At 56.4% G+C, this 26,895-nt stretch carries 21 protein-coding genes; 12 read left to right on the top strand and 9 right to left on the bottom strand.

The window, feature by feature from the left end:
• Positions 1 to 28: 28 nt before the first annotated feature.
• Positions 29 to 2,932: an excinuclease ABC subunit UvrA gene (gene uvrA, locus DRW39_RS06460; protein WP_116106198.1), complete on the bottom strand. Its 2,904-nt coding sequence runs from the start codon at positions 2,930 to 2,932 to the stop codon at positions 29 to 31.
• A gap of 382 nt (positions 2,933 to 3,314) precedes the next feature.
• Here uvrA and DRW39_RS06455 point away from each other — a divergent pair, with 382 nt between their 5' ends.
• The 3 genes from DRW39_RS06455 (at position 3,315) to DRW39_RS06445 (ending at position 6,544) form a co-directional block, all read left to right on the top strand.
• On the top strand, positions 3,315 to 4,334 hold the full coding sequence (locus DRW39_RS06455; protein WP_116106197.1) for an IS110 family transposase: 1,020 nt from the start codon (positions 3,315 to 3,317) through the stop codon (positions 4,332 to 4,334).
• Positions 4,335 to 4,495: 161 nt separating this feature from the next.
• On the top strand, positions 4,496 to 5,374 hold the full coding sequence (locus DRW39_RS06450) for a hypothetical protein (protein WP_116106196.1): 879 nt from the start codon (positions 4,496 to 4,498) through the stop codon (positions 5,372 to 5,374).
• A gap of 291 nt (positions 5,375 to 5,665) precedes the next feature.
• A complete protein-coding gene (locus tag DRW39_RS06445; RefSeq protein WP_116106195.1) occupies positions 5,666 to 6,544 on the top strand; it encodes a T9SS type A sorting domain-containing protein in 879 nt (292 codons plus the stop codon).
• On the opposite strand, the gene DRW39_RS06440 is transcribed toward DRW39_RS06445, so the two are convergent.
• The 5 genes from DRW39_RS06440 to rfbC form a co-directional block, all read right to left on the bottom strand.
• The gene (locus DRW39_RS06440) at positions 6,485 to 7,483 is read right to left on the bottom strand and encodes a hypothetical protein (RefSeq protein ID WP_116106194.1); all 999 of its coding nucleotides are present in this window, start codon (positions 7,481 to 7,483) and stop codon (positions 6,485 to 6,487) included. The genes DRW39_RS06445 and DRW39_RS06440 overlap by 60 nt on opposite strands.
• Positions 7,467 to 8,864, bottom strand: coding sequence for an MBL fold metallo-hydrolase RNA specificity domain-containing protein (locus DRW39_RS06435; RefSeq protein ID WP_116106193.1), 1,398 nt, complete (start codon positions 8,862 to 8,864; stop codon positions 7,467 to 7,469). Before DRW39_RS06435 ends, DRW39_RS06440 begins: the two co-directional genes overlap by 17 nt.
• A gap of 208 nt (positions 8,865 to 9,072) precedes the next feature.
• Positions 9,073 to 10,017 (bottom strand): sulfotransferase, encoded by a 945-nt coding sequence (locus DRW39_RS06430; protein ID WP_116106192.1) that lies wholly within the window; start codon positions 10,015 to 10,017, stop codon positions 9,073 to 9,075.
• 73 nt (positions 10,018 to 10,090) lie between these two features.
• Positions 10,091 to 10,498, bottom strand: a complete 408-nt coding sequence (locus tag DRW39_RS06425; protein WP_116106191.1) for a thiol-disulfide oxidoreductase DCC family protein — start codon at positions 10,496 to 10,498, stop codon at positions 10,091 to 10,093.
• 25 nt (positions 10,499 to 10,523) lie between these two features.
• Positions 10,524 to 11,054, bottom strand: coding sequence for a dTDP-4-dehydrorhamnose 3,5-epimerase (gene rfbC, locus DRW39_RS06420; protein WP_116106190.1), 531 nt, complete (start codon positions 11,052 to 11,054; stop codon positions 10,524 to 10,526).
• 118 nt (positions 11,055 to 11,172) lie between these two features.
• Between rfbC and DRW39_RS06415 the strand changes: the two genes are divergently transcribed.
• Positions 11,173 to 11,541, top strand: coding sequence for a hypothetical protein (locus DRW39_RS06415; RefSeq protein WP_116106189.1), 369 nt, complete (start codon positions 11,173 to 11,175; stop codon positions 11,539 to 11,541).
• Between the two features lie 19 nt (positions 11,542 to 11,560).
• Here DRW39_RS06415 and DRW39_RS06410 read toward each other — a convergent pair whose 3' ends face one another.
• Positions 11,561 to 12,403: a hypothetical protein gene (locus DRW39_RS06410; protein WP_157975971.1), complete on the bottom strand. Its 843-nt coding sequence runs from the start codon at positions 12,401 to 12,403 to the stop codon at positions 11,561 to 11,563.
• A gap of 72 nt (positions 12,404 to 12,475) precedes the next feature.
• Positions 12,476 to 13,930 (bottom strand): MBOAT family O-acyltransferase, encoded by a 1,455-nt coding sequence (locus DRW39_RS06405; RefSeq protein ID WP_116106187.1) that lies wholly within the window; start codon positions 13,928 to 13,930, stop codon positions 12,476 to 12,478.
• A 140-nt stretch (positions 13,931 to 14,070) separates the two neighbouring features.
• Here DRW39_RS06405 and DRW39_RS06400 point away from each other — a divergent pair, with 140 nt between their 5' ends.
• Complete coding sequence (locus DRW39_RS06400) at positions 14,071 to 14,706, top strand: peptidylprolyl isomerase (RefSeq protein ID WP_116106186.1); 636 nt, start codon at positions 14,071 to 14,073, stop codon at positions 14,704 to 14,706.
• Positions 14,707 to 14,730: 24 nt separating this feature from the next.
• Here DRW39_RS06400 and DRW39_RS06395 read toward each other — a convergent pair whose 3' ends face one another.
• Positions 14,731 to 15,309: a class I SAM-dependent methyltransferase gene (locus tag DRW39_RS06395; protein ID WP_157975970.1), complete on the bottom strand. Its 579-nt coding sequence runs from the start codon at positions 15,307 to 15,309 to the stop codon at positions 14,731 to 14,733.
• An 87-nt stretch (positions 15,310 to 15,396) separates the two neighbouring features.
• Between DRW39_RS06395 and DRW39_RS06390 the strand changes: the two genes are divergently transcribed.
• From DRW39_RS06390 to rfbA, 7 genes are all read left to right on the top strand, one after another.
• Positions 15,397 to 16,080 carry a response regulator transcription factor gene (locus tag DRW39_RS06390; protein WP_116106358.1) on the top strand — a complete coding sequence of 228 codons (684 nt, stop codon included), beginning with the start codon at positions 15,397 to 15,399 and terminating at the stop codon, positions 16,078 to 16,080.
• A gap of 5 nt (positions 16,081 to 16,085) precedes the next feature.
• Positions 16,086 to 18,176, top strand: a complete 2,091-nt coding sequence (locus DRW39_RS06385; protein WP_116106184.1) for a hypothetical protein — start codon at positions 16,086 to 16,088, stop codon at positions 18,174 to 18,176.
• Positions 18,177 to 18,570: 394 nt separating this feature from the next.
• Positions 18,571 to 22,599 carry a choice-of-anchor Q domain-containing protein gene (locus DRW39_RS06380; RefSeq protein WP_157975969.1) on the top strand — a complete coding sequence of 1,343 codons (4,029 nt, stop codon included), beginning with the start codon at positions 18,571 to 18,573 and terminating at the stop codon, positions 22,597 to 22,599.
• Between the two features lie 227 nt (positions 22,600 to 22,826).
• Positions 22,827 to 23,462 carry a UpxY family transcription antiterminator gene (locus tag DRW39_RS06375; protein ID WP_157975968.1) on the top strand — a complete coding sequence of 212 codons (636 nt, stop codon included), beginning with the start codon at positions 22,827 to 22,829 and terminating at the stop codon, positions 23,460 to 23,462.
• Between the two features lie 195 nt (positions 23,463 to 23,657).
• Positions 23,658 to 24,962, top strand: a complete 1,305-nt coding sequence (locus DRW39_RS06370; protein ID WP_116106181.1) for a glycosyl transferase family 1 — start codon at positions 23,658 to 23,660, stop codon at positions 24,960 to 24,962.
• Entirely contained in the window at positions 24,959 to 26,017 is a 1,059-nt protein-coding gene (rfbB, locus tag DRW39_RS06365) for a dTDP-glucose 4,6-dehydratase (RefSeq protein WP_116106180.1), read from the top strand. Before DRW39_RS06370 ends, rfbB begins: the two co-directional genes overlap by 4 nt.
• Positions 26,018 to 26,026: 9 nt before the next feature.
• The gene (gene rfbA / locus DRW39_RS06360; RefSeq protein WP_116106179.1) at positions 26,027 to 26,890 is read left to right on the top strand and encodes a glucose-1-phosphate thymidylyltransferase RfbA; all 864 of its coding nucleotides are present in this window, start codon (positions 26,027 to 26,029) and stop codon (positions 26,888 to 26,890) included.
• Positions 26,891 to 26,895 lie beyond the last annotated feature (5 nt).

The following is a 26,895-nucleotide window of genomic DNA, read 5'->3' as shown; positions in this document are numbered from 1 at the left end:
CGGTGAATATAAAGAAACCAGCGTGTTGTTATGTCACAGCCAGCTCGTCCCGGAGAAAGCGACCCGTATGGCTCTCGGCTACTTCGGCCACGTCTTCGGGCGTTCCGGTGGCCACGAGCTGGCCGCCGCCGCGGCCGCCCTCGGGTCCCATGTCGATGAGGTAGTCGGCCACCTTTATAACATCCATGGTGTGCTCGATCACGATGACGGTGTTGCCCTTATCCACCAGTTTCTGGAGTACCTTCAGCAGGTACTTAATGTCCTCGAAGTGCAGGCCCGTAGTGGGCTCGTCCAGAATGTAGACGGTCTGTCCCGTATCGCGTTTGGATAGCTCCTCGGCCAGTTTTACCCGTTGCGCCTCCCCGCCGGATAGGGTAGTAGCCCGCTGCCCGAGAGTGATGTAACCCAGGCCGACATCGCGCAAAGTCTTCATCCGTCGGTATATCTTCGGTATCGGCTGAAAGAAATCGGCTGCCTCGGATACGCTCATGTTGAGGACGTCGGTAATGGATTTCCCTTTGTAAAGGATTTCCAGCGTCTCGCGGTTAAAGCGCATGCCCTGGCAGTTCTCGCATTCCACCTCCACGTCGGGCAGGAAATTCATCTCGATGGTGCGCATCCCGCTGCCCTTGCAGACTTCGCAGCGTCCCCCCTTAACGTTGAAGCTGAAACGACCGGGTTTGTAGCCGCGGATCATCGCTTCGGGTAGCTTGGTAAATAGCTGGCGAATGTCGGTAAATACGCCAGTATAGGTGGCTGGGTTGGAGCGTGGCGTCCGGCCGATGGGCGACTGGTCGATATCGATCACCTTATCAATGTGCTGCAGGCCATAGACGCGACCGTGCTCCAGCGGCTTCTTGACGCTGTTGTAGAAGTGCTGCCGCAGGATCGGGTAGAGGGTTTCGTTGATCAGCGTCGATTTGCCGCTGCCGGATACGCCCGTCACGCAGGTAAGGGTGCCCAAGGGAATCTTGATATCGACGCCCTTCAGGTTGTTGCCCTTGGCTCCCTTGAGGGTAAGATATTTACCGTTGCCTTTGCGCCGCTTCTCGGGCAGCTCGATCTTGCGCCGGCCGGAGAGGTAGTCGCTGGTGATGCTACCGGCGTGTTCCTGCTTCAGAAATTCCTCGGGTTTGCCGGCGGTCACCACGGCTCCGCCCTTTACGCCGGCACCGGGGCCGAGGTCGAGCAGGTAGTCGCTGGCCATCATGATGTCGCGATCGTGCTCGACGACCAGCACCGTATTGCCGATGTCGGTCAGGTCGCGGAGGGCGCGGATCAATCGCTGATTGTCGCGCTGGTGGAGGCCGATGCTTGGCTCATCCAGGATGTAGGTAATGCCCGTGAGCTGACTGCCGATCTGGGTAGCTAACCGGATCCGTTGTGCTTCGCCGCCGGAGAGGGTTCGGCCCGGCCGGTCCAGGCTCAGGTAGCCCAGTCCGACGTGCAGCAGGAACTGCAGGCGGAAGCGGATCTCCTTGAGGATGTCGGTCGCGATGAGGGTGGTCCGTTCGTCCATTCCCTCCTCGGCCGTCTGCATCCAGTCACCGAGTTCGGTGAGGTCCATGCGCGCCAGGTCGCTGATGGTCTGGTCCTTGATCTTGTAGTGCCGCGCTTCCCGGCGCAGGCGGGCGCCTTCGCACTCGGGGCAGGTGTCGATCGTCATGAATTCTTCCGCCCAGGTACGGATGCGCTCGCTGGTGGTTTCCTCGTACCAGCGTACGATCATATTGACCAGGCCGTGCTTCTCCACGTCCCAGACCATATCGTTGGCCACCTTATCGTAGCGGCTCTTCTTTTTCTTCTTGCCGTCCTTTCGGCCGTAGAGAATGACGTTCAACGACTCCGGGGAGATCTTCTCGATCGGGTCGGTCAGCTTGAATTTTTCCGTCTTCGCGATGGCTTTGATCTGCTTGAAGGTCGTGTTGTCACGGGTGTCACCGAGCGGTACCAGGCCGCCCTTATTGATGCTGAGCGAGCGGTCGGGGATGATCTTGGTGATGTCCGGGCTGTTCACCTGGCCCAGCCCCTTACAGGTGGGGCAGTAGCCGTAAGGCGAGTTGAAGCTAAAAGTGTTCGGGCTGGGCTCCTCGTAGCTGATGCCGTTCTCGGCGTCCATCAGGTTCTTGGAGTACGGACTGGCTTCACCGGTTTCGGCGTCCTGAATGAAGACGAGCCCTTCGCCCATCTTTAAAGAGGTCGACACCGCCTGACTGAGCCGGTCGCGCCGCTCCCCGTTCATCTTGATGCGGTCGATCACCAGCTCGATGTCGTGGACTTTGTAACGGCTGACCTGCATGCCTTCCTTCAGGTCCTGAATTTCGCCGTCCACGCGGACCTTGGTGTAGCCCTGCTTCCGTACCTGGTCGAAGAGCTCACGATAGTGCCCCTTCCGGCCACGGACCAGCGGGGCGAGTACGACGATCTTGCGCCCATCATATTCAGCCGCAATCTGGTCGAGCATTTGCTCCTCGGTATACCGCAGCATCGGCTTGCCGCTCACGTAGCTGTAGGCGGTGCCGGCACGTGCGTAAAGCAGGCGCAGAAAGTCGTAAATCTCGGTCACCGTACCCACCGTGGAGCGGGGGCTCCGGTTGGTGGTCTTCTGCTCGATGGAGATGACGGGGCTGAGCCCGGTGATCTGCTCCACCTCGGGCCGCTCCATGCTGCCCATGAACTGGCGGGCGTAGCTGCTGAAGGTTTCCATGTACCGCCGCTGCCCCTCGGCGTAGATCGTATCGAAGGCGAGGCTGGATTTGCCGCTGCCGCTGAGACCGGTGATGACCACCAACTCGTTACGCGGTAGTTCCACGTCGATGTCCTTGAGGTTGTGCTCCTTGGCGCCGATCACGGTGATGAAGCGTTCCGTGTGGGGTATCTCTTGCGGGTCTTGGCGCCGGGTCTCGGGGGTAGCGGTCGTGGTTGAAGGCATAGCCTTAACAACCCATCAAGTTGGTGGGTGGTTGTGTCGGTTGGCCCGCCTCCTGGTCCGCCGAGCGGCAGCTCGTCCTTTAACTTCGTTGTGTCCGGTTTGTAGGCTTGCCGCCCGCGCTGCAGTTGTTGGGTTTGGCTTTTCAGCGTAGCGCTTGTCTGGCTTAGGCTATCTTCTGGACTTCACCCGCTTTATTCACCACGACGAACCAGCCTGGGGGTAAGTCACTACTTCGTCTTGGGCTCCTAACCCATGGGCAGATACCGACCCCTCAGGACTGTTCGCTGCCCCAACCCGTATAGCAATCCCGGGAGTAAAACCCGCTAAAGGACAGGGGTGGGCAGCGTACACGGTTCGCCGTAGCTTCAAACGCCACTAAATTATGGCTAATTATCGATTCTTCGTCGGCTGGGATGTATCCCCGGACACCCTCACCTACTGTATTCATACCCAGCAGGCCGAACTAATCCACGAGGGCCTTATCCCCAATGAGCCCGAGGCCATCAAGCAGTGGTGTGGACAGCTCCCCACGCTGCTGAGCTGTGCCCCAAAGGAGGTGTTCTGTCTGGTCGAGCACACCGGCCTATACTCTCACCTACTGGTTAAACTGGCCCACCGGGCGGGACTGAGCGTGTGCCTGGAAGATGCCCTGCGCATCAACAAGTCGGCCAGCCGGCAGTTGGACAAAACGGACGACGGGGACGCCCGTAGCATCAGTATTTACGGGCTGGAGCGCGCCTATCGCCTGCAGCTGTGGGTGCCCGACCGCAAGGTGCTGGCGCAGATCGAGGGACTACAGCGGCGGCGGCGCAACCTCATCAAAAACCGGCAAAGCATGGCCACTTCGCTGAAAAACAGCCTTGCCCTGGACAAGGAGCCGCTGGATAAAGCAGTCAGCCGAGCCATCCAGCAGGCGATCGCCAAACTCGATAAGGTGATCGCCTTGGTAGAAGCTAAAGTCCAGCAACTCATCGAAGCGGATGGGGAGCTTCAACCCATTTACCGACGCGTGCGCTCCTGCTTCGGCTTCGGGCCGAAAAACACCGTGGTGGTGCTGTTGGAAACCGGTTTTCTGCAGAAGATATCAACGGCCAAGGCGTGTGCCAACTACGCCGGACTACGCCCGAACGAGCACCGCTCGGGAACATCCATTCATCGCAAGGCCCGTACCTCGAAGAAAGTCAACCTAAGCCTGAAAACCGCCTTCCACCAGGCAGCCTTCAGCGCCATGACAAACTCTCCCATTCACCGCGCATACTATCAACGTAAACGGCAAGAAGGCAAGACCCACCTACAGGTGCTCAATGCGCTGAGAAACAAACTTTGCCGTACGATCTACGCTTGCGTAAAGAATGAAGAAGATTATCAAATAAACTATACTTCCGCCTTGCATAAGTCATAGCAATCTGCCGAGGGGGCGGGTCGAATTATGAGGATCGACTTTTCGGAAGTGGTACAATAGGTTGAATGCTTTTTCTCTCCGACCCGTCGGCAGACCAGTTAGCGCTAGGCAGACGACTAGTGCTACTCCCGTACCCGTCGGCGACGAGTACCTTTATCAACATGAGCCCCAGCCCGATTTCGGTGCGGCTATTTGCCTACGCCGTCGCCCTATTGCTGCTTTCTGCTTGCGGCAGCACGTACCCGCCCCGTAAGTTTTCCCTGCCGCAACGGCTTCGCGAAGCTTCCGGTCTGGTGATCGATCAGGGCCGCATGCTCTGGCACAACGACAGTGGCGACGGCCCGTACTTGTATAGCACGGATATGGCCGGTAGCTTATTAAAGGTCGATACCCTGCGCGCCGCCGCCATTGATTACGAGGATATCTGCCAGGATGAAGCGGGCCGCCTCTATCTGGGCGACTTCGGCAACAACCGCGGACTGCGGCAGCAGCAAGTCATCTACCGCTACGATACGGTGAGCGAGCGGACCGACTCCATCGTCTTCACCTACCCCGGCCAGGACGGACGCGGCATCCAGTACCCCGGAAATTATAACTGCGAAGCGATGGTGTTTCTCGATGGGCAGCTCCACCTCTTTACCAAGGATGTCCTCTCCGGAGACCGACCCTTCTATATCAAGCATTTCCGTCTACCCGCCACGCCCGGCAATCACGAGGCCAAACTGGTCGACAGCCTGTACCTGCCCCGCCGGGTCATTACGGGAGCAACGCTGGACCGGGAGAAGAAAGAGCTGTACCTCGTCGCGTACAATTTTCGCGTATTACTTGGATTCATCCCTTCCGGTGCTGCATCGCTCATTACCATTTCCGGCTACCCCGGAGATGAATTTTTCAAGGGGAATATCGAGCGCCGCAATATCTCCTGGGCCGTTCCGACGCAGCACGAGGCGGTGGCGATCTATGATGATCGGTATTTGTACATAGCGGCTGAAGCCACTGCTATACGGCGCCGTGCTATTGCGCGGCGTATTCGACGCTGACAGTGTTTTATGCTAGATACGATGGAAGCGTAGGTCCTGTGAGCCCACGATTTTAAACCGGATGATATGATAAAAAATTCAATATTTTCTACTCACAGTTTCTTCGGACTTTCGAATATAGTTGTTTGCATGGTTGAGCAATAGCAACAAGGCTATTGCGACATATTTGTATCATTAGACTTGCGATACTGTGAAAGAAGCTTTGCTTTTCTAAATATGCACTTTAGCATGGCGAAGGCATTGGTTGACTGCGGTTCAGGTGGTATATTGAGTTACCCTAAACCCCTACGTATGGATCGTAACTTTATTTTAGTAGTAGTCCTGATGGTTGTAAGCTTCTCGGGTATCTGGGCTCAATCGGCCTTATCCGTAAGCTATTTCGACACCTACGGAATACCTGCTTTCGATACGACCGATATGGCAGCGAGCACTACGACATTCATCATCAACGGAAACTGCAAGACCCTACAACTGCAGGTCACCGATCCGGAGAACGACCCACAGCCGGTCTCCACTCCCTACGCAGTACGGGTGCTGAATGCCGACGGTGATTCCATCAAAGATTTAACCGGTAACGTGAATGTGACGATGCGGGTGTACACGCCCGAGACGGTCACCGTAGCGGCACTGTTTCGGTCCGGTGACGGTGCGAGCGGATCCCGAACCCAGCAGCTTAATTACGAGGTGCCGGGCAGTACCTCTTCCTGGACTGAATTCACCCTCACTTTCGAAGGAGACGATCTGGGCGGCCTTGCCCCGTCCGATATACGCGACTTTTGGTTCTACCTCGACCCCAATGAGGAAAATTTCGCCGGCAACCAGTTCGTGATCGATCATTTGGCTATCGGCGGTACCCCGGACCCGACCAGGTATTCACCTTGCGATCTTGTCAGCGATGTCACGGAACCCGAATGGGCGCAGTCCCTATCGGTATTTCCTAATCCCACAGGTGGAAATCCAACCTTGGCAATTGAGGGACGCCACCTTGGCGCAGCGCGTTTGCACGTGGAATTGCGCGACGTGATGGGGCAACGGATACAGCTCCCTTATCAAGCAATCACTTCCGAGCGGACACTGCTGCAGATCGACGATTTGCCGGCGGCAACCTACTTACTGTTTATTATGGACGGAGCCGGTGGCCGAGCGATTCGACCCATTATAAAACAATGATCTTTCCGGCTGGCCCCACTGCCGGCTCCCGATCCGGTAGTAGATGACGTAGCGGCTCCCGGAATTGGCCATGTGGGGCCACAGATCCTCGGTTACCTGCCGGGCCAGACTGGTATCGGCCACCTCCCGCCGCAGCAAATCGCCCCGGTAGAGGTAAAGCCCTTCGTAATAGGTGGCGGAATCCACTCGGTAGCGCAGGGGCGCCAGCCGGGAAAAGTAGGTGCTGTCCTCAAGGGCCACCAGGTTAGGCTCATTGATCAGGTAGGCCAGCTCGCCGCGCCGATACACGGCCGCCCAGTCGTAGGTCGCTACGGCCAGGTCCAGCGGGAGGGGATAGGCAGGCTGTCCGGTGACGTAATGGTCGATTGCCCGCGGGTCGACTATGGAGTTTTCCGTTTCCCAGCTGCCCAGGTCGCCGGTATTATAGGCCATCAGCACAGCCCGGTCGACGGGCGGGATACCCTGCCGGTCGCGATCGCGGTACTGGTGCAGGCGAACGGTACAACTGATCGATGCTCCCGTCAGCTGACGCAGGTCGTCGAGAAAGGCAAAATAAGCATCCCGGGTACCGGCGGTCCAGTCGCAGTCGACTTGCAACTCCTCGTAAGGGTAGGGGAAGCGTTGATTCAGAAGGTGAAGGACATCCCCCGCCAGTTCGCCGCTGGGATGAGTGAAAACGTCGTTGGTGATAAAGACTACCGGTACCAGGTCAGCCACCACGGTACCATCCGTTTCAAGTAGGGCGGAGGGCTCGGCGCGGCCATCAGTCCAACTCACGTCGAATACCTTGACGTACACCCGGTCGGTGCGCATTGTCTGCATCGGACCGCTCGGCGGGTCCAGTCGCGTCTCCCAGTGATAGAAAGCATAGGCAGGTTCGGGAACGTCTCGTCCACAGGAAAGCAGGAAGAGCAGCAGAATGCTACAGCTCCACCTCATCCTCCAGTTTTGGTGCCACCACGTCCGTGAAGCCGGCCCGGTGCAGACTTTCGGTGAAGGTTTCCATCCGGTCCAGCGTGCCGTGTACCAGGAATAGTTTTTTGCAATGGTCTTGCTGCCCATTCAGGAAGTTGATGAGTTCGGAGCGGTCGGCGTGGGCGCTGAAGCTGTCCATAACGACGACGTCGGCGCGGAGCTCGTGGTATTCCCCGTAGAGCTTCATGCCCGTCGCCCCGTCGCGAAGCTTCCCCCCGGGGGTGCCCGGCGCGCAATAGCCGACGATGAAGATGGTATTCTTCGGGTCGCCCATGGTATTTGCCAGGTGGTGTTTGCTGCGACCCGCGTTCATCATGCCGCTGGCACTGATGATGATGGCCGGCCCATCCAGGAAGTTCAGCGCCTTGCTGTCCTCGACGTCTTTGATGTACGTCAGGTCGTTGAAGCCAAAGGGGTTGTCGTCGGTCAGCAGGTATTCCTGCAGGTCCAGATCGTAGCATTCCGGGTGGGATCCGAAGACGGTGGTGGCATTCACGGCCAGCGGGCTATCAACGAATACCTGGATTTTCGGCAGCCGACCGCTGCTCTCCAGCTGGTCGAGCATGTACACGATCTCCTGGGTACGCCCTACGCTGAACGCCGGGATCAGCAGTTTCCCCCGTTTTTCCACGCAGGTATTCCGGATGATCTTCAGGAAGCGCTCCATTTCGTTGGGGGGCAGCTCGTGTTCCTTATCGCCGTAGGTGGATTCGCTGATGACGTAATCGCACGCCGGTAATTTCCGCGGGTCCCGCAGAATGGGCCGGTCGGGTCGGCCGACGTCACCCGTAAAGCCCACCGTGGTCGTCCTTCCGTCCGCCCGCTTCACGCGCAGGGTTACGCTGGCGCTACCGAGGATGTGCCCCGCATCGCGAAACTGGAGTTCCACATCGGGGTGAATGCGGATCCACTCGCCGTAAGGGTGACCGACGAAGCGCTCCATCGCCGGCTTCACGTCGGGCCGACTATACAGCGGCTTGCGCCCCTTGCCGAATTTTCCGTACCGCTTATTATAGTACTCCGCGTCCTTCTCCTGGATGTAAGCCGAATCCAGCAGCAGGATGGCGCAAAGGCTTCGGGTAGCGTGGGTGCTATAGATATTCCCCCTAAACCCGTCACGTACCAGCTTCGGGATACGCCCACAGTGGTCGATGTGCGCGTGACTCAGCACCAGGGCATTGATCTCCGCGGGCTCGAAAAGAAAGTGCTCGTTGAAGTTCTCCATCTCTTCATTCCGTCCCTGGTACAGCCCGCAATCCAGCAGGATCTTGTAGCCACCATCGAGAGTGAGTAGGTGGCACGAGCCGGTAACCTCGCGCGCGGCACCACAGAATTTAAGCGTCATAGGGGGAGTTGGTGAATGGATGAAGGACTGAATTATCGAATAGCCGCCACAGCAGACGCGCTACCCGGCCTCCGCAGGATACGAAATTCATAATGGACCGCCCCTACGTCATGCAATCAGGTGGGCTTACCATACTTATTGCGGCGGAGCGCAGGTAAAAAGCTAAACCAGCACCCGGAAACCAGCAACCCAGCACCCCAAACCCTGATCAAACCTCCCCCCCATAAACCAACGTAGCCGGAAAGTCAATCTCCACCGGCGGAACAAAGTCCGAATTAAATGTACGCTGGTACCAGTAGTCCGCATACCCTCCGAAACCTTCAGCCAGGGAGGCCATCATCGGCTCGTACTTTTCCTTCAGCAGCTGGTCGATCTCTTCCGGGATCCGGACCTTGGGGGAAGCGTTAGACACCTTTTTGAGTTTGCAGTAGCGATCGATGGCGGAGGCATCGCCGCCGGTGAAGGATACGATGTCGGATAAGAGGGCGTGGGGGTCGTGGACGATCGCGTCGAAGAAGCCGACGATGATCTGCGCGGGGTCGAAAACCTCGGCGTAGGCGTGCAGGGTGCGGATATAGTCGCTGCGGAGCACCTGTCCTTCTGAATTCAGAAAGGCGCGGAGGTCGTCGAGGTCGAAATTCTCGTCCTGGGTGTAATCCTTAATCCGTCCCTTTTTGATGGTATGGCGGTAGTGGGACCAGGCGCGATCCACCGGGTTGCGGATGAGGAAGATAATTTTCGCATCCGGGCTGATGGCCTGCATCCGCCGGATGTCTTTCTCCTTCAGCATGGAGTAGGCCGGGGTGATATCGCCGGTGAGGCCGGAGAGATCCGCGAAGAGGCTTTCGTACCAGGCGTCCGTGTATTTAGGCAGCGCGTAATTGGCCATCCACTTCAACTCGTGCATGTTCCCGCGGCGCAGGGCGTCGACCGTTCGCTTACCTTCCATATATACCCACGATGGCTTGCGTACCCGGTCGATGAAATTGGCGGGGGCCAGTTCGTAGGGGATCGGGTATTCCTTACTGCGGTTGAAGTAGTGCAGTTCCTTGACGTAGGGGAGAGCGTACTGCGGGAGTTCCGAGAGCCGGGCCCATAACCAGGTCGTGCCGGATTTCATGGCACCGATGCCATAGAAGGAAATATTACTCATGTAGAATGGCGTTCGAGCGCTAAGGTAAACGGGGGGTACTTCATCAACGACGGTTTGCCGATCGAAGGTGTACCTAAACTTCCAGAAACCTGCCCTTCCATTCCGGGCGCGGTAGCATGCAATTGTCCCGTTTGCCGAACCAATTGTAGCGGTGGTGGCTGATGTAGTTGTAGAAGAAGTCCCGGATGCGGCGCGGAATGATGCCAAATATGGCCATGTAGGACAGCGGCCCGCCCATGAGCTTTAACGTCCGGAGCACGCTGCTGCTGCGCGTATATACGGTGCCGTTTTCGTAGAGCACGACCGAGTTCAGGTCCCGCGGATTGATCCCGAAGGGCGGCAAAAGTTCCTCGGCAAGTTCCGACTGCAGGCTGGCGAAGCGCAGTTCCCCGCGCCGGTCGTTCTTCAGGATAAACTGCACGGCCCCGTTGCAGAGGTTACAAACGCCGTCGAAGAACAGAATGGGATGCGTGGTGTCCATGCGGAGATAACACCCCTTTCCCCCCTTAGGTTAGCAGCGGCCAGGCCAGATCGCGTTCGGCTACGGTGTACTCTCCGTCGATTTCCGGCCACTTGATCCCGAAGGCGGGGTCGTCGTAGCGGTAGCCCTGCTCGGCCTTGGGGGCGTAGAGGTTGTCGCACTTATAGGCGAAGACCGCGTGCTCGGAGGTGACCAGGTAGCCGTGAATGAAGCCGCGGGGGACGAAAAGTTGCTTGTGGTTTTCGCCGCTTAGGTAAACTCCGTACCACTGCCGGTAGGTAGGAGAGTAGGGACGAAGGTCGACGGCAACATCGTATACCTCCCCCGAGATTACGCGTACCAGTTTTGCCTGCGCCGCGTCGCCCTCTTGTTTATGCATGCCCCTAAGTACTCCCCTGCTGCTGGCAGCTTGATTGTCCTGGACGAAGGTTGCGTCAATGCCCGCCTCCCTGAAGGTCCGTTCGTTGTAGGTTTCCATAAAGTATCCCCGTTCGTCGCCGAAGACGCGGGGTTCGAAGACCTGAAGGCCGGGAATGGGAGTGGCAGTGAAGGGCATGAGAGGGAGGGGTTTTACGGGGCAGCCATGCAACCGTCGGCTACCCCTAAGTCGTTTTTACCACGAAGGTACTAAGGGCAACCCCTTACCACGAAACCCTATAGAGAAATCGGCCTGTATGGACACTAACTGGGAACAAGACTTCGCCTACCAGCGCATTCGCCACCTGATCAAGGACCGCTTCCGCCGCGATAACCTACCGGATCTGAACGCCCTGCTTTTTCTCATCGGCGTGCAGGAGCTCGGCCACTGGCAGGCCGATTTCACTAAGGAAGAAAAACGCGATCTGATGCACATCGCCGTCTGCCGCCTGATGGCCGAAGACGGACACTACCGCTTTGTAGGCCGCGACGACGAGGGCTGGCCCCACTACGAGCTGACGAGCAAGATCCCGCCGACGGACCTGGCCGGGCAGGAACGGCTGTTGAAGGAGAAGATCATCGGGTACTTTGCCGAGTTGGAGTCTTCGGAAGGGTTTATCGGATAGGGAACTTAGAATATAGTACCTATTCTTTGTGATTTGTAAACTGATCCATTCTTACTAATCTCTCCTTTAAAATCCCAACAAATTTTTTTCCCCCCTCATAAGTTAGGTGATCCTGATCCTCAAAGTTTTGACTATCAGATAAATCGTCAGTGAAGTCTAAAACAGGATAACCGCTGTTGATTAGAATGGAATCAGCTTTGTAACCTTTGCCAATAAATGCCTCTTGATAGACAGCCGTCAGTGGGAACTTCAATCCGATGATATCTATGCCATTATTTTTTGAAATGTTGATTATATCTAATAAATGAGCAGTGAGTATTTTGCTATTTTGCGAATTTCCAAATTGTTTATTTGCTCTTTCTTTAGCAAGCTTGCTTTGTTTGTCTTGAGACAAATTTTCCCACTCTTTATTTTGAAGACTATCAGATAGGGTGGTTATGAAAATATCTCGGATTTTATTACGGAAATTATGCTGGATAATTGTCCTTAAATTAGGAGAAAAGAATGGTAAGTAATATGGAATCAGGTTATCTTTAAGATAAGTTAGTGTATTGTAATAGTCGTCACTGGTTAAAAAGTAATTTGATCGGTCCGCATTACTGCTAGCTTCTCGGTAGCTGCTAAGAGTATGGTCGCCTACAGTAAGAAATATAGTGTCTATATGTACGTCGTTGCGAATTAAAAACAATAATTTTCTTTTCATGTCCAAATAGGAATCACTTGGCATTGAAAAATTATAAATATCTATTTTTTGAGTGTGGTTTAGTAGTTTTTCTCCGTGTGAATCAGCAAACAAATATTTGTTGAATTTGAGGCTGTGTTCTTCATACTTGTCATAATAGATTGGCTTGCTTAATATCAAAAGAATTAAGTTAATCAACATTAGTATAGTTGCAAATATAATTATATGAATTATAAATTTTTTCATTATCAATTAAAATTGGAAGTATATAAATTCAACACTACTTCCAGAGTAGCCAAAAAGATAAATAGCACAGACGATGGTCGTATATACTACCCATCTAGTTATTCGGGAAGTGGTTTTTGTTAGGTTGTAAAGTGGATGTGGGTAAATTCTGCCCTGCCACTCAATAAACATAAATATTAAAATTATAATTACCGTCGTTAGAGCCTCTAATTTACCTGCAAATTCTGGAAATGTAAATAGCGATGGTGACAATATTTCTGTAAAAATTCCTATTGCGTGCGCTATGTTTTCACTTCTAAAAAATATCCAAGTCAAACTTGTTAATAGAAAAGTTCCTATTATGCGTAGACACTCTCCAGGCGTAGGCAGAGTACGGCCTGTAACTGTTGAATTTGTAAACTTTCGATTTCTTCCAAGCAAGAGTAGTGGTAAAAAAAAGGTTGCATTTAATGCCCCCCAAATCACGAATGTCCAATTTGCACCATGCCACAGCCCGCTAACCAAAAAAATTACATATGTATTCCTGATTTTATTTAAAGTTGTTCCGCGGCTTCCTCCTAATGGAATATAAAGGTAGTCTCTGAACCAAGTCGTCAAGGATATATGCCACCGCCGCCAAAACTCAGCTATATCGCGGGAAAAATACGGGTAATTAAAATTTTGCATTAAGTCAAAACCGAATAACCGGGCCGTTCCTATTGCAATATCGGAATAACCAGAGAAATCTCCATAAATCTGGAAAGTGAAAAAGATTGCACCGAGGAATAGCGTGCTTCCAGAATGACCGTCCCAGTTATTGAAAATTAGGTTTGCAAACTGCGCGCAGTTGTCTGCAATCAGTATTTTTTTTACAAGACCCCATAGTATCTGTCTCATGCCATCAGAGGCTAAAGCGTTACTGAATTTTCGGGGCTTTTCAAATTGAGGGAGCAAGTGTACTGCCCGCTCTATAGGGCCGGCTACGAGTTGAGGAAAGAAACTTACGTAAGCCGCAAATGCAACAAAATTCGAAGCTGGCCGTAGGTTTCTGCGGTATACGTCGATAGTGTAGCTGAGGGTCTGGAAGGTATAAAAACTGATTCCCACCGGCAACACGATGTCGAGAGAGGTAGCGGGGATGGTTGCCCCAAAGAAGGAAAATGCATCTGTGAAAGAGTCGAGAAAAAAGTTAAAGTATTTAAAGTAGCCAAGAAAACCGAGATTAATTAAGATGCTGGTCCAAAGGAGAGCCTTGCGCGTCCCGTGACGATCCGTCTGGCCCAGTCCGCGGCCGATAGCGAAATCCACGACGGTGCTGAATAAAATTAGGGACAGAAAGCGGTAGTCCCACCAGCCGTAAAAGAGGTAGCTGGCTGCTACAATCAGTAGATTCTGTGATTCGATCCGCTTGCGGCCGATAAGCCAGTAGACCGCAAAGACTATTGGCAGAAATATCGCGAAATCGAGAGAGTTAAAGAGCATGGACTACGACTACGGAAAATCACCTAAGTAAACCGGGAAGCTGGCCGTTGCTAGGGCATATTACACCTAAGGACCGTCCACCGGAAAGTTCAAATATACAAGTTAGTACTACCTTAGCCCACGCCGCAACTATCCTTTCTATGCGTTTAGTCATTGTTGTCCTATTTCTCACCCTTACCGCCTGTCAGGAAAGCAACACCCACGCCGTCCTCCAAACCAACTTGGGCGACGTAGAGATCCTCCTCTACCCCGAAACGGCCGGCCACACCGAAAACTTCGTGAAACTGGCCGAGGAAGGCTTTTATAATGGTACGCTCTTCCACCGCGTAATCCCCGGCTTTATGGTCCAGGCCGGCGACCCCGAGAGCAAAGGCGCCGCAGCCGATCGGCCCCTCGGCATGGGCGGCCCCGGCTATGAAATCGACGCCGAGATCGGTGCCCCTCATCTTCACGGCGCCGTCGCCGCCGCCCGCACCCCCGACAACGTCAATCCCGAGCGCCGCAGCAGCGGCTCCCAGTTTTACATCGTGACCGGCCAACTACAGACCGACAACTCCCTGGATAACATCGAGCGGCGAAAAGGCATCCAGTACAACGAAGCCCAGCGTGAGGCCTACAAAGGCATCGGCGGCCGCCCCGACCTCGATCAGGATTATACGGTCTTCGGCGAAGTGATCAGCGGCATGGACGTCATTGAGAAGATCGCCGAAGTCGAAACCGGTGCCTACGACCGGCCGTTACAGGACGTTGTCATCGAAAATGTGGTGATTAAGTAGCCACCGGCTTCCTCCGCTCTCTCCCTAAAGCATCCCCAAAGAACAACTATACACAAAAGCGGGCGGCAAATTCGCCAGCGTAAAGCGCACCGATACGTTCGAAAAGCTATCCTTCAGCAGGCCGTAGTCCTGCAGCGCGTACTGGTACTGTAAAAACGCACCGGCCGGGGTGAGCACATCCTGTGACTGCCGGATGATTCGCTGTTTTACGGATTGGTCGATCATGCTGAGCGGTAAGCTCGAGACGACGTAATCCACCGAAGCGGGAGCAAAGTGCTCCGTCAGGCGATCGGCCCCGCTGGCGATCACCCGAAGCCGGGGATCCTGAATTATGTGCAGTCGTTGGACGAAGGTGTGGTTGATCTCGAAGGCCGTCAGCGTACTCCCGGGATGCAGGATGTCGAGCAAAGCGCGGGTGACGCAACCTTCCCCGGGACCTAGTTCCACGACGGTAAGGGGGCGGTCCGAGGGAATGGAACCGATGAGGTGCTTGATCAGGGCCGGGGAGGCCCGGGCGATGGCGCCGGTAGAGCGAAAGTTTTTCAAGGCTTCCCGGAAGAAGTTCCAGTTATTCATAGCGATGCGTCGGCGCGGATGGTACAAAGAACGCAAAATTCACCCATAAGGTCGATAATGATCCCCGCAACCATTAGGACCCACCGTTTGTACCAACTGCTAAAGTACGCCCGTATGCTGCGCATCCTGTTGGTTGAGGACGAAGAGAATATCCGCGAGACCGTCAAGCTAAATTTTGAAATGGAAGACTTCGAGGTCGTCACCGCCGAGAACGGCCGGCTGGCCCTCAAGCACGCCGAGGAGCAGCATTTCGATATCATGATCGTGGACGTCATGCTCCCCGAGGTGAACGGCTTCCAGGTCGTCGAGCAGATCCGGCTCACCAACCGCGATACCCCGATCATCTTTCTCACCGCCAAGGATCAGGCACAGGACCGCATTCAGGGACTGAAGAAAGGCGCCGACGACTACCTGACCAAGCCCTTCGTATTCGAGGAACTGCTGCTACGCGTCAACCGCCTGATCGAGCGGACGAGCAAGTCCCCCGATGTCCAGCCCGAACGCTTTACCTTCGGCAATAACCGCGTCAACTTCGCGACCTACGAGGCCGAGGGCAACCAGGGTTCCTTCACGCTCACCAAGAAGGAGGCTATGCTGCTCAAGCTACTAACGGAGCGCCGCGGAGAAGTCGTGAGCCGGCAGCAGATTCTCCAGTCGGTTTGGGGGTACGACGTCTATCCCAGCACCCGCACGATCGACAACTTCATTTTGTCGTTCCGCAAATACTTCGAAAAAGACCCGAAGAATCCCGCCCACTTTCTGAGCGTGCGCGGCGTTGGGTATAAGTTCGTTGAGTAATTTTAATGCAAGATATTTCCTTCACCTATCCCGTTTGGTACCTCGCGCTTTGTGCACTGGCGGGACTGGCGGTCGCTACCCTGCTCTACTTTCGCGCCCCGCTCTCCGCATCCCGCCCGCTGGTGGCGGGCATGGCCGTCCTTCGCTTCCTGGGCTATAGCCTGCTGGCGGCCCTGTTGTTGGCCCCGCTGTTACGCTACATCGATACGGACCGCCAGGAACCCATCATCGTCATGGCGCAGGACGTCAGTGAGTCGGTCGGACTGGAAACCGACACCGTAGCCTACGCGGAAGAATGGTCGCAGCTCCGGGAATCCCTCGCGGACCGCTACCGGGTAGTGGAATATACCTTCGGCAGCGAACTGCGGGAAAACGGCGCGCTTACCTTTCAGGATAAACAGACGAACCTGGACGCCGTCCTCAACGAGATCGGCGATGTATACGGTACCCAGAACCTGGGTGCGGTAATTCTGGCCACGGATGGCATCTACAACCAGGGAGCCAATCCCGCCTACCGCGACTTCGCCCTGCCCGCCCCGGTTTACACGGTGGGCCTGGGAGACACTACCCGCCGCCGCGACCTGCTGGTCAGCCGCGTGTTCCACAACCGCATCGCCTACCTGGACGATCAGTTCTCCATCCAAATCGACGTACGCGCCCGCAATGCCGCGGGAGAAACGACCCGACTCAGCGTGAGCCGGGTAGGGGAGGGGGGCAACGCCGTGCTCCGTAACGAGCAAATAGCCATCGAAAACCAGGACTTCTTCACCACCCGGGAAGTGGTCCTTGATGCCGACCGGCCAGGGGTACAGCGTTACCGAATCGCGGTCACCGACATCGGCAATGAACTGACGACCGCCAATAACCAGCGCGACATCTTCGTCGACGTGCTGGATGCCCGACAACGGATTCTCATCTTGGCCGAGGCGCCCCACCCGGACATTGGTGCGTTACGGCAGGCACTCGTGACCGGACGGAACAACGAAGTGGAAGTCGCTTATGCAGCAGACTTTACGGGCAGTGCGGCAGACTTTGATCTGGTCATTTTGCACCATCTTCCATCCGTAGTTAATCGGGTTAGCCCGGTCCTTGACGTCTTGCGGCAAGAGGAAGTCCCCACCTTGTTCGTTACCGGACCGGCCATGCCCGCCGCGCTCGCTAACGCGGCGCAGGATCTGCTGGTTTTTCAGGGCGGCGGAGCGCAGGTAGATGGCAACGAAGTAACCGGAAGGCTGGCGCCCAACTTTAACGCCTTTACCCTAAGTGACGACCTGCTCCAGGCGGTTCCCACCTATCCGCCGCTCTCCGCGCCATTCGGCACCTTTTCCGTCGGACCGGGCGCTCAAGTGCTGTTCCGGCAACGGATCGGCCGGGTGGATACGGAATACCCCCTGCTCGTAGTAGGCGAAAGCCGCGGCCGGCGGACCGGTGTTCTGGCAGCCTCCGGCCTCTGGCAGTGGCGACTGTTTGACTACCTGGAATACGGTGACCACGAGCGCTTCGACGAACTGATCAGCCAGCTTACCCAGTACCTGACCGTACAGGACGATAAGCGGCGGTTCCGGGTTACGACCGGTGAGAACATCTTCGATGAAAACGAACCCGTCCGGCTGGATGCCGAGCTCTACAACAGTAGCTACGAACTGGTCAACGGCCCCGAAGCAACCGTGGTCGTAACCGGGGCGGATGACCGGGAGTACAACTACACCTTCAGTCGGACATCCAATGCGTACACCCTGGATGCCGGTACGCTACCGGTTGGCAATTATACCTATCGGGCGCGGGTAAGCGACGGAGGGGAGCAGTTGATCAGCGACGGTCGATTCAGTGTCCAGGCCGTCGAGGTAGAACGCTACGTGCTGGAAGCCGACCACGGACTGCTGCGCCAGCTCAGCGAACGCTACGGGGGCGAGCTACTCTTCCCCGGTCAACTCAGTACGATCGCGGATCGCCTGGATGCCAGCGGCGTAGCCAAGCCGGTGCTTTTCGAGACCATCAATACCCGGTCCGTCCTTAACCTCAAAGGCATTTTTGCCCTCCTCTTTTTGCTCTTTGCCGCCGAGTGGGGATTGCGCCGTTGGTCGGGGAATTATTAGACTTGTTGTGGGTTCGCTTTTTGAGCGAACGATAGCAAATTCTGTTCTGAGCAAGACGAAGAGCGGAGGCGATGCCGGCAGCATCGGCGAGCATTTTAACGCCGCGCAGGACAAAATTTGCCGAGTGCAGCCGAAAGGGTGAGGTCGCAACAAGTCTATTAAGCAACAGCCGGTGATAACGGGTATTCGAGCGCTCGATTTTGAGGGATTTAGCAGAATATTTGTACGGAAGTATATTGTTACTACGTTTAAGGCGACTCTTTTGGGTGATAAAAAAATTATTGCCTGAATGCCTGCATTTTAACAGAACTAAGTTGGGTAAAGCTTACGTATGTCGATCGTAAGCTTTTAATCCGCGATGCCACACCGCTGTCGCAAATCCCAACATAGAACTATGCAACACAACTACCATTACAAATTTTTACTGGCCATAATGCTGGGCCTCTTTACGGGGCCACTGCTGCTGGCCGCCACGATTACCGTGACCTCGACCGCCGATTCGGGGGAGGGAAGTCTTCGAGCAGCCGTAATGATGGCCGCGTCGGGCGACGAGATCGTCTTTGGCTCGCAAACAAACGGTCGGTCCATCGGCCTGATGAGTGTGATCGACATCCGCAAAGACCTGACCATCCGGGGGAACGGCCGGAAAATGACTATGATCAGTGGCAGCGGAATGACGCGGGCTTTTTCCATTCTGAACGGCGCTACGGTCATGATCCACGACCTCAAAATTTACAACGGACGCGCCTTTATCGGCGGTGGCATCCGCGTGCGCGCCGGAGCAAGTCTGATGATTGACGGCGTGCAGGTGGACGAATGCGTCGCCTTCGGCGGCCGTTCAGACCGCGGCGGCGGGGCCGTCTATAACGAAGGAACCTTCACCATGACCAACTCCTTCATGGCCAACAATACCGCCCTGGGCCGCCAGGGTTCCGGTGGCGCTATTCTGAACGCACCGGGCGGTACACTCGAGGTAGCCTACTCCTGGATCCGGCACAACCAGGCCAATCGCGCCGGTGGCGGCATCGAGGACGCCTCGGGCAGCGGATCGATGGTGACCATCATGGAAACCAACATCAATGACAATATCGTCTACAACGCCCCCGGCAACGGCGGTGGCATCCACATCGGCAGCGACGGCGACGTCATGATCACCGGCGGTACCGTAGATATGAATAAGGCCGGCGCCGAAGGCGGCGGTATCTGGAACGGCGCCGGCACATTGACGGTCAGTAATACGCTGGTCCGTATGAACGAAGCCATGGGCGACGACGCCGACCAGGGCGGCGGTGGCCTTTACAATAATGGCAACGGCACCATTATCCTGCGGGACAGCGCCCGTGTTTTTGAGAATAAGGCAACCGGCCTATCCGGAAGCGGTGGTGGTATCCTCAATAATACCGGAGCCACCCTTACCATCATGAACAGCTACATCAACGGCAACGAAGCTAACCGCGCCGGCGGCGGTATCGAGGATGCGTCGGGCAGCGGCAGCATGTTCACCATCACCGATTCCTACGTCAACAAAAACATCGTCTACAATGCCCCCGGCAACGGTGGCGGCATCCACATCGGCGGCGACGGCAGCCTTACGGTCGACGGCGGCCGCGTGAACGAGAACCAGGCCGGCGCAGAAGGTGGCGGTATCTGGAACAACACCGGCACCCTCACCGTAAAGGGCAACGCCAGCATCTTCGGTAACGTGGCCATGGGCGACGCGGCCGACCAGGGCGGCGGTGGACTGTACAACAACGGTGGCGGAACCATCCTGCTCAGCGAAAACGTACAGGTACTGGAAAACAAAGCCACCGGCATGGCCGGCAGCGGCGGCGGTATCCTGAATAATACCGATGCCACGCTGATGATCTACGATAGCCGCATCGCCGACAACGAAGCCAACCGCGCGGGCGGCGGCATCGAGGACGCTTCCGGCAGCGGTAGCGAATTCATGGTCATGAACACCAAAATTACCGGCAACATCGTGTACGATACTCCCGGCAACGGCGGTGGTATCCACATCGGTGGTGACGGCAGCCTATCCGTCACCGGCGGCATCGTCAACGATAATCAAGCCGGCGCCGAAGGCGGCGGTATCTGGAACAATACCGGTACCCTGACCGTCTCCGGCACCACTTTCCGCGGCAACGTGGCCATGGGTGACGACGCCGACCAGGGCGGCGGCGCGCTGTATAACAACGGCGGCGGTACCATTAGCCTGTCCGACGGCGTAACCATCGAAAGCAATAAGGCTACGGGAACTTCCGGCAGCGGCGGCGGTATTCTGAACAATATTGATGCGACACTCACCATCAGCAACGCCCGCATTGCCCTCAACGAAGCCAACCGGGCCGGCGGTGGCATCGAGGATGCTTCGGGTAGCGGCTCGATGGTGACCATCACCGATTCCAAGATCAACGACAACGTGGTCTTCAATGCCCCCGGTAACGGCGGCGGTATCCACATCGGTAGCGACGGCGACCTCATGATCACCGGCAGTAGCGTCGACATGAACAAGGCCGGGGCCGAAGGCGGCGGCATCTGGAACGGAGCCGGCACCCTTACGGTCAGCAATACGCTTGTCCGGATGAACGAAGCCATGGGTGACGACGCCGACCAGGGCGGCGGCGGACTGTACAACAACGGCAACGGTAACATCATCGTAAAGGACAACGCGCGTATTCTGGATAACAAAGCCACCGGTACGGCCGGCAGCGGCGGCGGTATCCTGAATAACACCGGTGCCACCCTGACCGTCATGGACAGCGAAGTATCCGGGAACGAGGCTAATCGCGCCGGTGGCGGCATCGAGGATGCTTCCGGCAGCGCCAGTATGGTAGAGATTACCGATACCGACTTCGAGAATAACCGCGTGAATTTTGCCCCCGGCAACGGTGGCGCGATCCATGTGGGCAGTGACGGCAACCTTACCATCAGCGGTGGTATGGTCAGTGGCAACAGTGCCGGCCAGGAGGGCGGCGGTCTTTGGAATAGCGTGGGAACGATGACCGTTTACGGCGTCAAATTCCACGACAACGTGGCCGAAGGCGACGATGCCGACGACGGTGGCGGAGCCCTGTTCAACAACGGCGGCACCATGATCGTCGAGGACGCCTACGTGCATCAGAACCTGGCAACGGGTACGTCCGGCTCCGGCGGCGGACTCTTCAGCACCGGCGGTTCGGTAACCGTCACCGGTGGTGAGTTCACCAACAACCAATCCAAGCGTGCCGGCGGTGCGGTTGAGATCGTAGACGGTAGCTACACCTCCATGGACGTCACCTACGACGGCAACATGACCGGCAGCGCACCCGGCAACGGCGGCGCCTTCCACGTCACCGGCATGATGAGCACCGTTGATTTCATGGGCGGCTACGTCACCAACAACATTGCCGCGAACGAGGGTGGCGGTATCTGGAACCAGTCTGGCACGATGATGACCATTACCGGCGTCAGTATCCTCGGGAACACCGTCACCAACAACGGTTCCCTGAAGACCCGCGTAGCCGGCGCCGGCGTATTCAACAACGGCGGCATCCTCGACATCGAGTCTTCCACCATCTCGAACAACGCCGTCACGGGTAAAGGCCTGGTCGGTGGCGGTGGTATTGCCAATAACACCGGCGGTACGCTCACCGTCATGCAGTCGACCGTATCCGGAAACAAGGGCGGCGTGACCGGCGGCGGTATTGCCAACGACGGCTTGGTGGATCTCGTCAACACGACGATTACCGGAAACACGGCGCTAGCCGGCGGCGGCTACGCCCAGGCGACCCCCTACGCCACGCTGACCATCACGGGCACGATCGTAACCGACAACGAGGCTATCAAAGCCCCGGACTTTGCCAGCGCCTTCAGTACCGTCAATTCCGCCGGCTACAACCTGATCGGTGAGGATAAATTGAACCAGTTCCCCGCTACGGACACGGATAAGGAAGGCATGTCCGCCGACCTGATGCCCCTGGCCGATAACGGCGGCATGACCATGACCCACGAGCCGCGCTGTTCCAGCCCGGTCATCGACATGGGCGATCCGGACGATAACTCTGCCGACCAGATCGACCAGCCCGTCTTCGGCGGTATCCGGGACATTGGTTCCTTCGAGAAGCAGGTCGCCTGCCCCGGTAGCGAGCCGGGCTATAAAATGGATATGGACCCGACCGAGCTCTCCGTCCAGACTACGGACCAAGTCAGTGTATTCCCGAACCCCGCGGCGAACGACTTCCTGAACGTCGTATTGCCGACCCATTTTGAGGGCGAGGTAACTCTCCGCATCATCAGCAGCGACGGACGCAGCCACCAGGTAAAAACCACGCAGGCCACCCAGTACCGCCTGGACCTGACGGCTTTCGCCCCCGGTGCCTACACCCTGCAGGTGACTAACCGCGAAGAGCGTCAACTTACCCGCTTCGTAATCAGCCGGTAAGCAAACCCGCTTTGCAACAATGCCCCGATTCGCTAGCGAATCGGGGCATTTTCGTTTTTGAGAGGGCCTGTGACGGCCACCCGATTGCGTCCTAACCAGATATAGTTATTTGAAATGTCAACAGTTAACGAATTGGGTCAAAACATCCGGACCGATTCTCTGGTGTCCCGTTTAAAGTTATCTTTGCGGTCCGTTTGGACATCTTGTCCCATAGAAACAGACGTTTAGTGCTGATCACCTCCTCTTCAAAGAACCCGATACCACAGCCGCCCAATCCGCTGGATGATCTGCATCCCGTAGAGCAGCGGTGGTTTGCACTCCGGGTCGGCAACCGAAAGGAGAAGGTCGTGGTCAAACTGCTGGAGCGTGACGGCATACAGACCTTCCTGCCGCTGCGGGAGCGCCCCTTCAACTACAAATCCAAGACGGGCGTCCGGCAGATTCCCCTGCTCGGAGGTTATTTGTTTGTAAAAATAACCCAGCAGGAAAGCCTTAAGGTGCTTCAACCCACCTACGTCTTCGGCTTCGTAAAGCTGGGCAAGGAACGGCGCCAGATCAAGCAGGAGGAGATCGACCTGCTGCGGCGCCTCTCATCGGATTCCAGTCTGGAATGGGTAGTGGAGGAAAAAATGGCTACTCTGCAACCCGGCCAGCTGGTCGAAATTTGTCGCGGACCACTCAGCGGGGTACGTGGACATTATGTAGACGCAAAAAATAAGAAGACCTTTGTCATCTCCTTGGGCGGGCTCGATGCCCGTCTGATGACCTACGAGGTCTCCCCGAAGGACGTCATCCCACTGGATGGCGACGTGCAAACGGAGGAGCCCAAACAGGAAGACAAGGGGAAAAAGAAACTTTGGTAAAAAGGCGTACCAAGGCGGAAACAGTATCGCAGGCGCGATTCGGACAAAGTGGCCCCGACACATGGACGGCGAAGCCGTATCTAGGGTCCCGGAGCTCCAGCTCCGGGGAACCAAGAACTGGACACTACCAGTCCTACCCAACCGCTTCGGCAGACGAACTCCGTTACACTCCGTTCGGCGGACGAAGCTAGCCCAGTGAAACGCGTACTCATCATCACCTACTACTGGCCCCCCTCGGGTGGTATAGCCGTGCTTCGCTGCCTCAAATTCGCCAAATACCTCCGCCGCTACGGCTGGGAGCCCGTGATCTTCACCGCTGAAAACGCCCACTATCCCACCTTCGACGCCAGTAATGAAAAGGACGTCCCCGCCGACCTGGAGGTGATCCGGCAGCCCATCTGGGAGCCCTACGCCTGGTACAAAAAATTCATGGGCAAACCCGCCGACGAGAACGTGAACAACGTCTTCTACACCGACGAAGCCGCCGGCGGATGGAAGCACGAACTCGCCGTTTGGGTACGTAGCAACTTTTTCATCCCCGATGCCCGGGCAACCTGGATCAAGGGATCGGTGAAGCGTATCCTGGACTATTTAAAGACCAACCCGGTCAACGCCATTCTCTCCGACGGACCGCCCCATTCCAACACCCGCATTGCCACGCTGGTGAGCAAAGCAACCGGACTGCCCTGGCTGGCCGACTTCCAGGATCCCTGGACGCAGGTCGATTACTACCAGCTGCTCAACCTCACCGGCTGGGGACGGCAGAAACACGAACGGCAGGAACAAGCGGCGTTCCGGCAGGCATCGCTGACCACCATCGTGAGCCCCCACTGGAAGCGGGACCTGGAAGCCATCGGGGCCAATAACGTCCGGGTGCTTTACTGGGGCTACGACCCGGAGGACTTCGAAGATCTCGAGCGCCAACCGCACCAAAAATTCACCCTGACCCACCTGGGCATCATGGGCTATGACCGGAATCCGGAGGTCCTCTTTCGCGCCATCCAACAACTGAAGCAGGAGGAACCGGGCTTCGCCGAAGACTTCGAGCTACGGTTATACGGTCAGGTCGACCACCGGGTACGCGCGAGCATCGAAGCGTATGATCTGCTGGAGCAAACCAACTTCGCCGGTACGGTTACCCGGGCGGAAGCGCTGCAGGAGATGAAGAACAGCCACCTGCTGCTCCTCTTGCTCAACCAGCAGGAAAATGCACTGGGGCGGGTCCCCGGCAAACTATTCGAATACCTGGCCGTCCGCCGGCCGATTATGAACTTCGGTCCAGTAGAAAGCGACGTCGCAGCCATGATCGAGGAAACGGAAAGTGGTTCCTCTTTTGGGTACGATTTTCTACCTGCGCTCGTCGCAAAACAACTGAAGGAACACTACGCGGTGTATAAAGGGCGGCGGAGCGCAGGTAAAACGAACGCCAACATCAAGCAATACAGCCACCCGCAGCTCGTTCGTAAACTTTCTACCTTTCTAGACGAAATCGCAGCATGAATCAGAAAACTATCCTGGTTACGGGCGGCGCGGGCTTCATCGGTTCCCACCTGGTTCGCCTCCTTGTAACGAAGTATCCCGATTATAATATCGTCAACCTGGACGCGCTCACCTACGCCGGTAACCTGGCTAACGTAGCTGACCTAGAAGACAGAGGGAATTATAGCTTCGTCAAGGCCGACATTACGGACCTGGAGTCTATCCGCAAGATCTTCGCGGTCTATCCCATCGATACGGTGATTCACCTCGCGGCGGAAAGCCATGTGGACCGGAGCATCGAAGACCCCCTGGTGTTTATCAAGACCAATTTGGTGGGTACCGCCACTTTGCTGCAGGTAGCCAAAGAGGCCTGGAAAGATAATTACGCCGGGAAGTTATTTTACCACGTGTCGACCGACGAGGTGTACGGCTCGCTCGGTGATACGGGCTTCTTCACCGAGGAGACGCCCTACGATCCGCGGAGCCCGTATTCTTCTTCTAAGGCGGGAAGCGACCACCTGGTCCGCGCCTGGCACCACACTTTCAGACTGCCCGTCGTACTGAGCAACTGCTCGAATAACTACGGACCCTACCAGTTCCCGGAAAAGCTGATTCCGCTGTTCATCAATAACATCCGGAACGAGAAGCCGCTGCCCGTTTACGGCAAGGGCATTAACGTACGCGACTGGCTGTACGTGGAAGACCACGCCCGCGCCATCGACGTCATCCTGCACGAAGGAAAGGTGGGGGAGACCTACAACATCGGCGGCCACAATGAGTGGAAGAATATCGACCTGATCCGCGTCATCTGCCGGACCATGGACGAAAAGCTCGGTCGCGCACCGGGTACCAGCGAGGAGCTGATCACCTACGTCACCGACCGTGCCGGCCACGATATGCGCTACGCCATCGACGCCACCAAGCTGCAGGAGGAACTGGGCTGGACCCCGAGCCTGCAGTTCGAAGAGGGCATCGCCAAAACTATCGACTGGTACCTCGACAACGAGGCCTGGATGCAGTCGGTCACCAGCGGCGCTTACCAGGAATACTACGAAACCATGTACCAAAACCGCTAAGGAAGCCCCATGAAAGGAATTATACTAGCCGGCGGTTCGGGTACGCGACTTTATCCTATCACCAAGGGCGTCTGCAAGCAGCTGATGCCGGTGTACGACAAACCGATGATCTACTACCCGCTCAGCATTCTGATGCTGGCGGGGATCCGGGAGATTCTCATCATTACGACCCCCGAAGACAATACTGCCTTCCGCAACCTGCTGGGCGACGGCAGTGAACTCGGTATCCGCATCGAGTACGCCGTACAGGAGGTTCCTAACGGACTGGCCCAGGCCTTCGTGATCGGGGAAGACTTCATCGACGGTGATAAGTGCGCGCTGGTGTTGGGAGATAACATCTTCCACGGAGCGGGACTGTCGCAACTTCTTCAAGAAAGCGCGAAACTCGACAAGGGTGCCCGCGTATTCGCCTATCAAGTACATGATCCCGAGCGCTACGGCGTAGTCGAGTTTGACAACAACCGTAAGGCCATCAGCATTGAGGAAAAACCCGAGCAGCCAAAGAGCCGCTACGCCGTACCGGGCCTATACTTCTACGACGAGCGGGTAGTGGAAGTAGCCAAAAACGTCGAACCCAGCGCCCGTGGTGAGTACGAAATCACCACCGTAAACCAGTGGTACCTCGAGCGGGGCGAACTGGAGGTCGGTATTATGCAGCGGGGCACGGCTTGGTTGGATACCGGTACCTTCGAGAGTCTGCACGACGCGGCGGAGTTTGTTCGGGTGATTGAGAAGCGGCAGGATACCAAAATTGGGTGCATTGAGGAGGTGGCCTGGCGGATGGGGTACGTTAACACGGAAGAATTAGCTCGAAGCGCCGCGCCACTCCAGAAGAGTGGTTATGGCAACTACCTTCTCAATTTAATCAAATAGAAGGT

Source organism: Lewinella sp. IMCC34191 (assembly GCF_003390935.1).
GTDB lineage: Bacteria > Bacteroidota > Bacteroidia > Chitinophagales > Saprospiraceae > Neolewinella.
The sequence above is the reverse complement of the archived record's forward strand: the minus strand, read 5'-3'. Positions and strand labels throughout refer to the sequence as shown.

Coding starts and splice junctions, on each gene's coding strand:
- rfbB (WP_116106180.1), top strand. CDS start 24,959: ATGAATCAGAAAACTATCCTGGTTACGGGCGGCGCGGGCTTCATCGGT.
- DRW39_RS06400 (WP_116106186.1), top strand. CDS start 14,071: ATGCGTTTAGTCATTGTTGTCCTATTTCTCACCCTTACCGCCTGTCAG.
- uvrA (WP_116106198.1), bottom strand. CDS start 2,932: ATGCCTTCAACCACGACCGCTACCCCCGAGACCCGGCGCCAAGACCCG.
- rfbC (WP_116106190.1), bottom strand. CDS start 11,054: ATGCCCTTCACTGCCACTCCCATTCCCGGCCTTCAGGTCTTCGAACCC.
- DRW39_RS06405 (WP_116106187.1), bottom strand. CDS start 13,930: ATGCTCTTTAACTCTCTCGATTTCGCGATATTTCTGCCAATAGTCTTT.
- DRW39_RS06440 (WP_116106194.1), bottom strand. CDS start 7,483: ATGAGGTGGAGCTGTAGCATTCTGCTGCTCTTCCTGCTTTCCTGTGGA.
- DRW39_RS06380 (WP_157975969.1), top strand. CDS start 18,571: ATGCAACACAACTACCATTACAAATTTTTACTGGCCATAATGCTGGGC.
- DRW39_RS06415 (WP_116106189.1), top strand. CDS start 11,173: ATGGACACTAACTGGGAACAAGACTTCGCCTACCAGCGCATTCGCCAC.
- DRW39_RS06390 (WP_116106358.1), top strand. CDS start 15,397: ATGCTGCGCATCCTGTTGGTTGAGGACGAAGAGAATATCCGCGAGACC.
- DRW39_RS06425 (WP_116106191.1), bottom strand. CDS start 10,498: ATGGACACCACGCATCCCATTCTGTTCTTCGACGGCGTTTGTAACCTC.
- DRW39_RS06445 (WP_116106195.1), top strand. CDS start 5,666: ATGGATCGTAACTTTATTTTAGTAGTAGTCCTGATGGTTGTAAGCTTC.
- rfbA (WP_116106179.1), top strand. CDS start 26,027: ATGAAAGGAATTATACTAGCCGGCGGTTCGGGTACGCGACTTTATCCT.
- DRW39_RS06455 (WP_116106197.1), top strand. CDS start 3,315: ATGGCTAATTATCGATTCTTCGTCGGCTGGGATGTATCCCCGGACACC.
- DRW39_RS06385 (WP_116106184.1), top strand. CDS start 16,086: ATGCAAGATATTTCCTTCACCTATCCCGTTTGGTACCTCGCGCTTTGT.
- DRW39_RS06450 (WP_116106196.1), top strand. CDS start 4,496: ATGAGCCCCAGCCCGATTTCGGTGCGGCTATTTGCCTACGCCGTCGCC.
- DRW39_RS06435 (WP_116106193.1), bottom strand. CDS start 8,864: ATGACGCTTAAATTCTGTGGTGCCGCGCGCGAGGTTACCGGCTCGTGC.
- DRW39_RS06430 (WP_116106192.1), bottom strand. CDS start 10,017: ATGAGTAATATTTCCTTCTATGGCATCGGTGCCATGAAATCCGGCACG.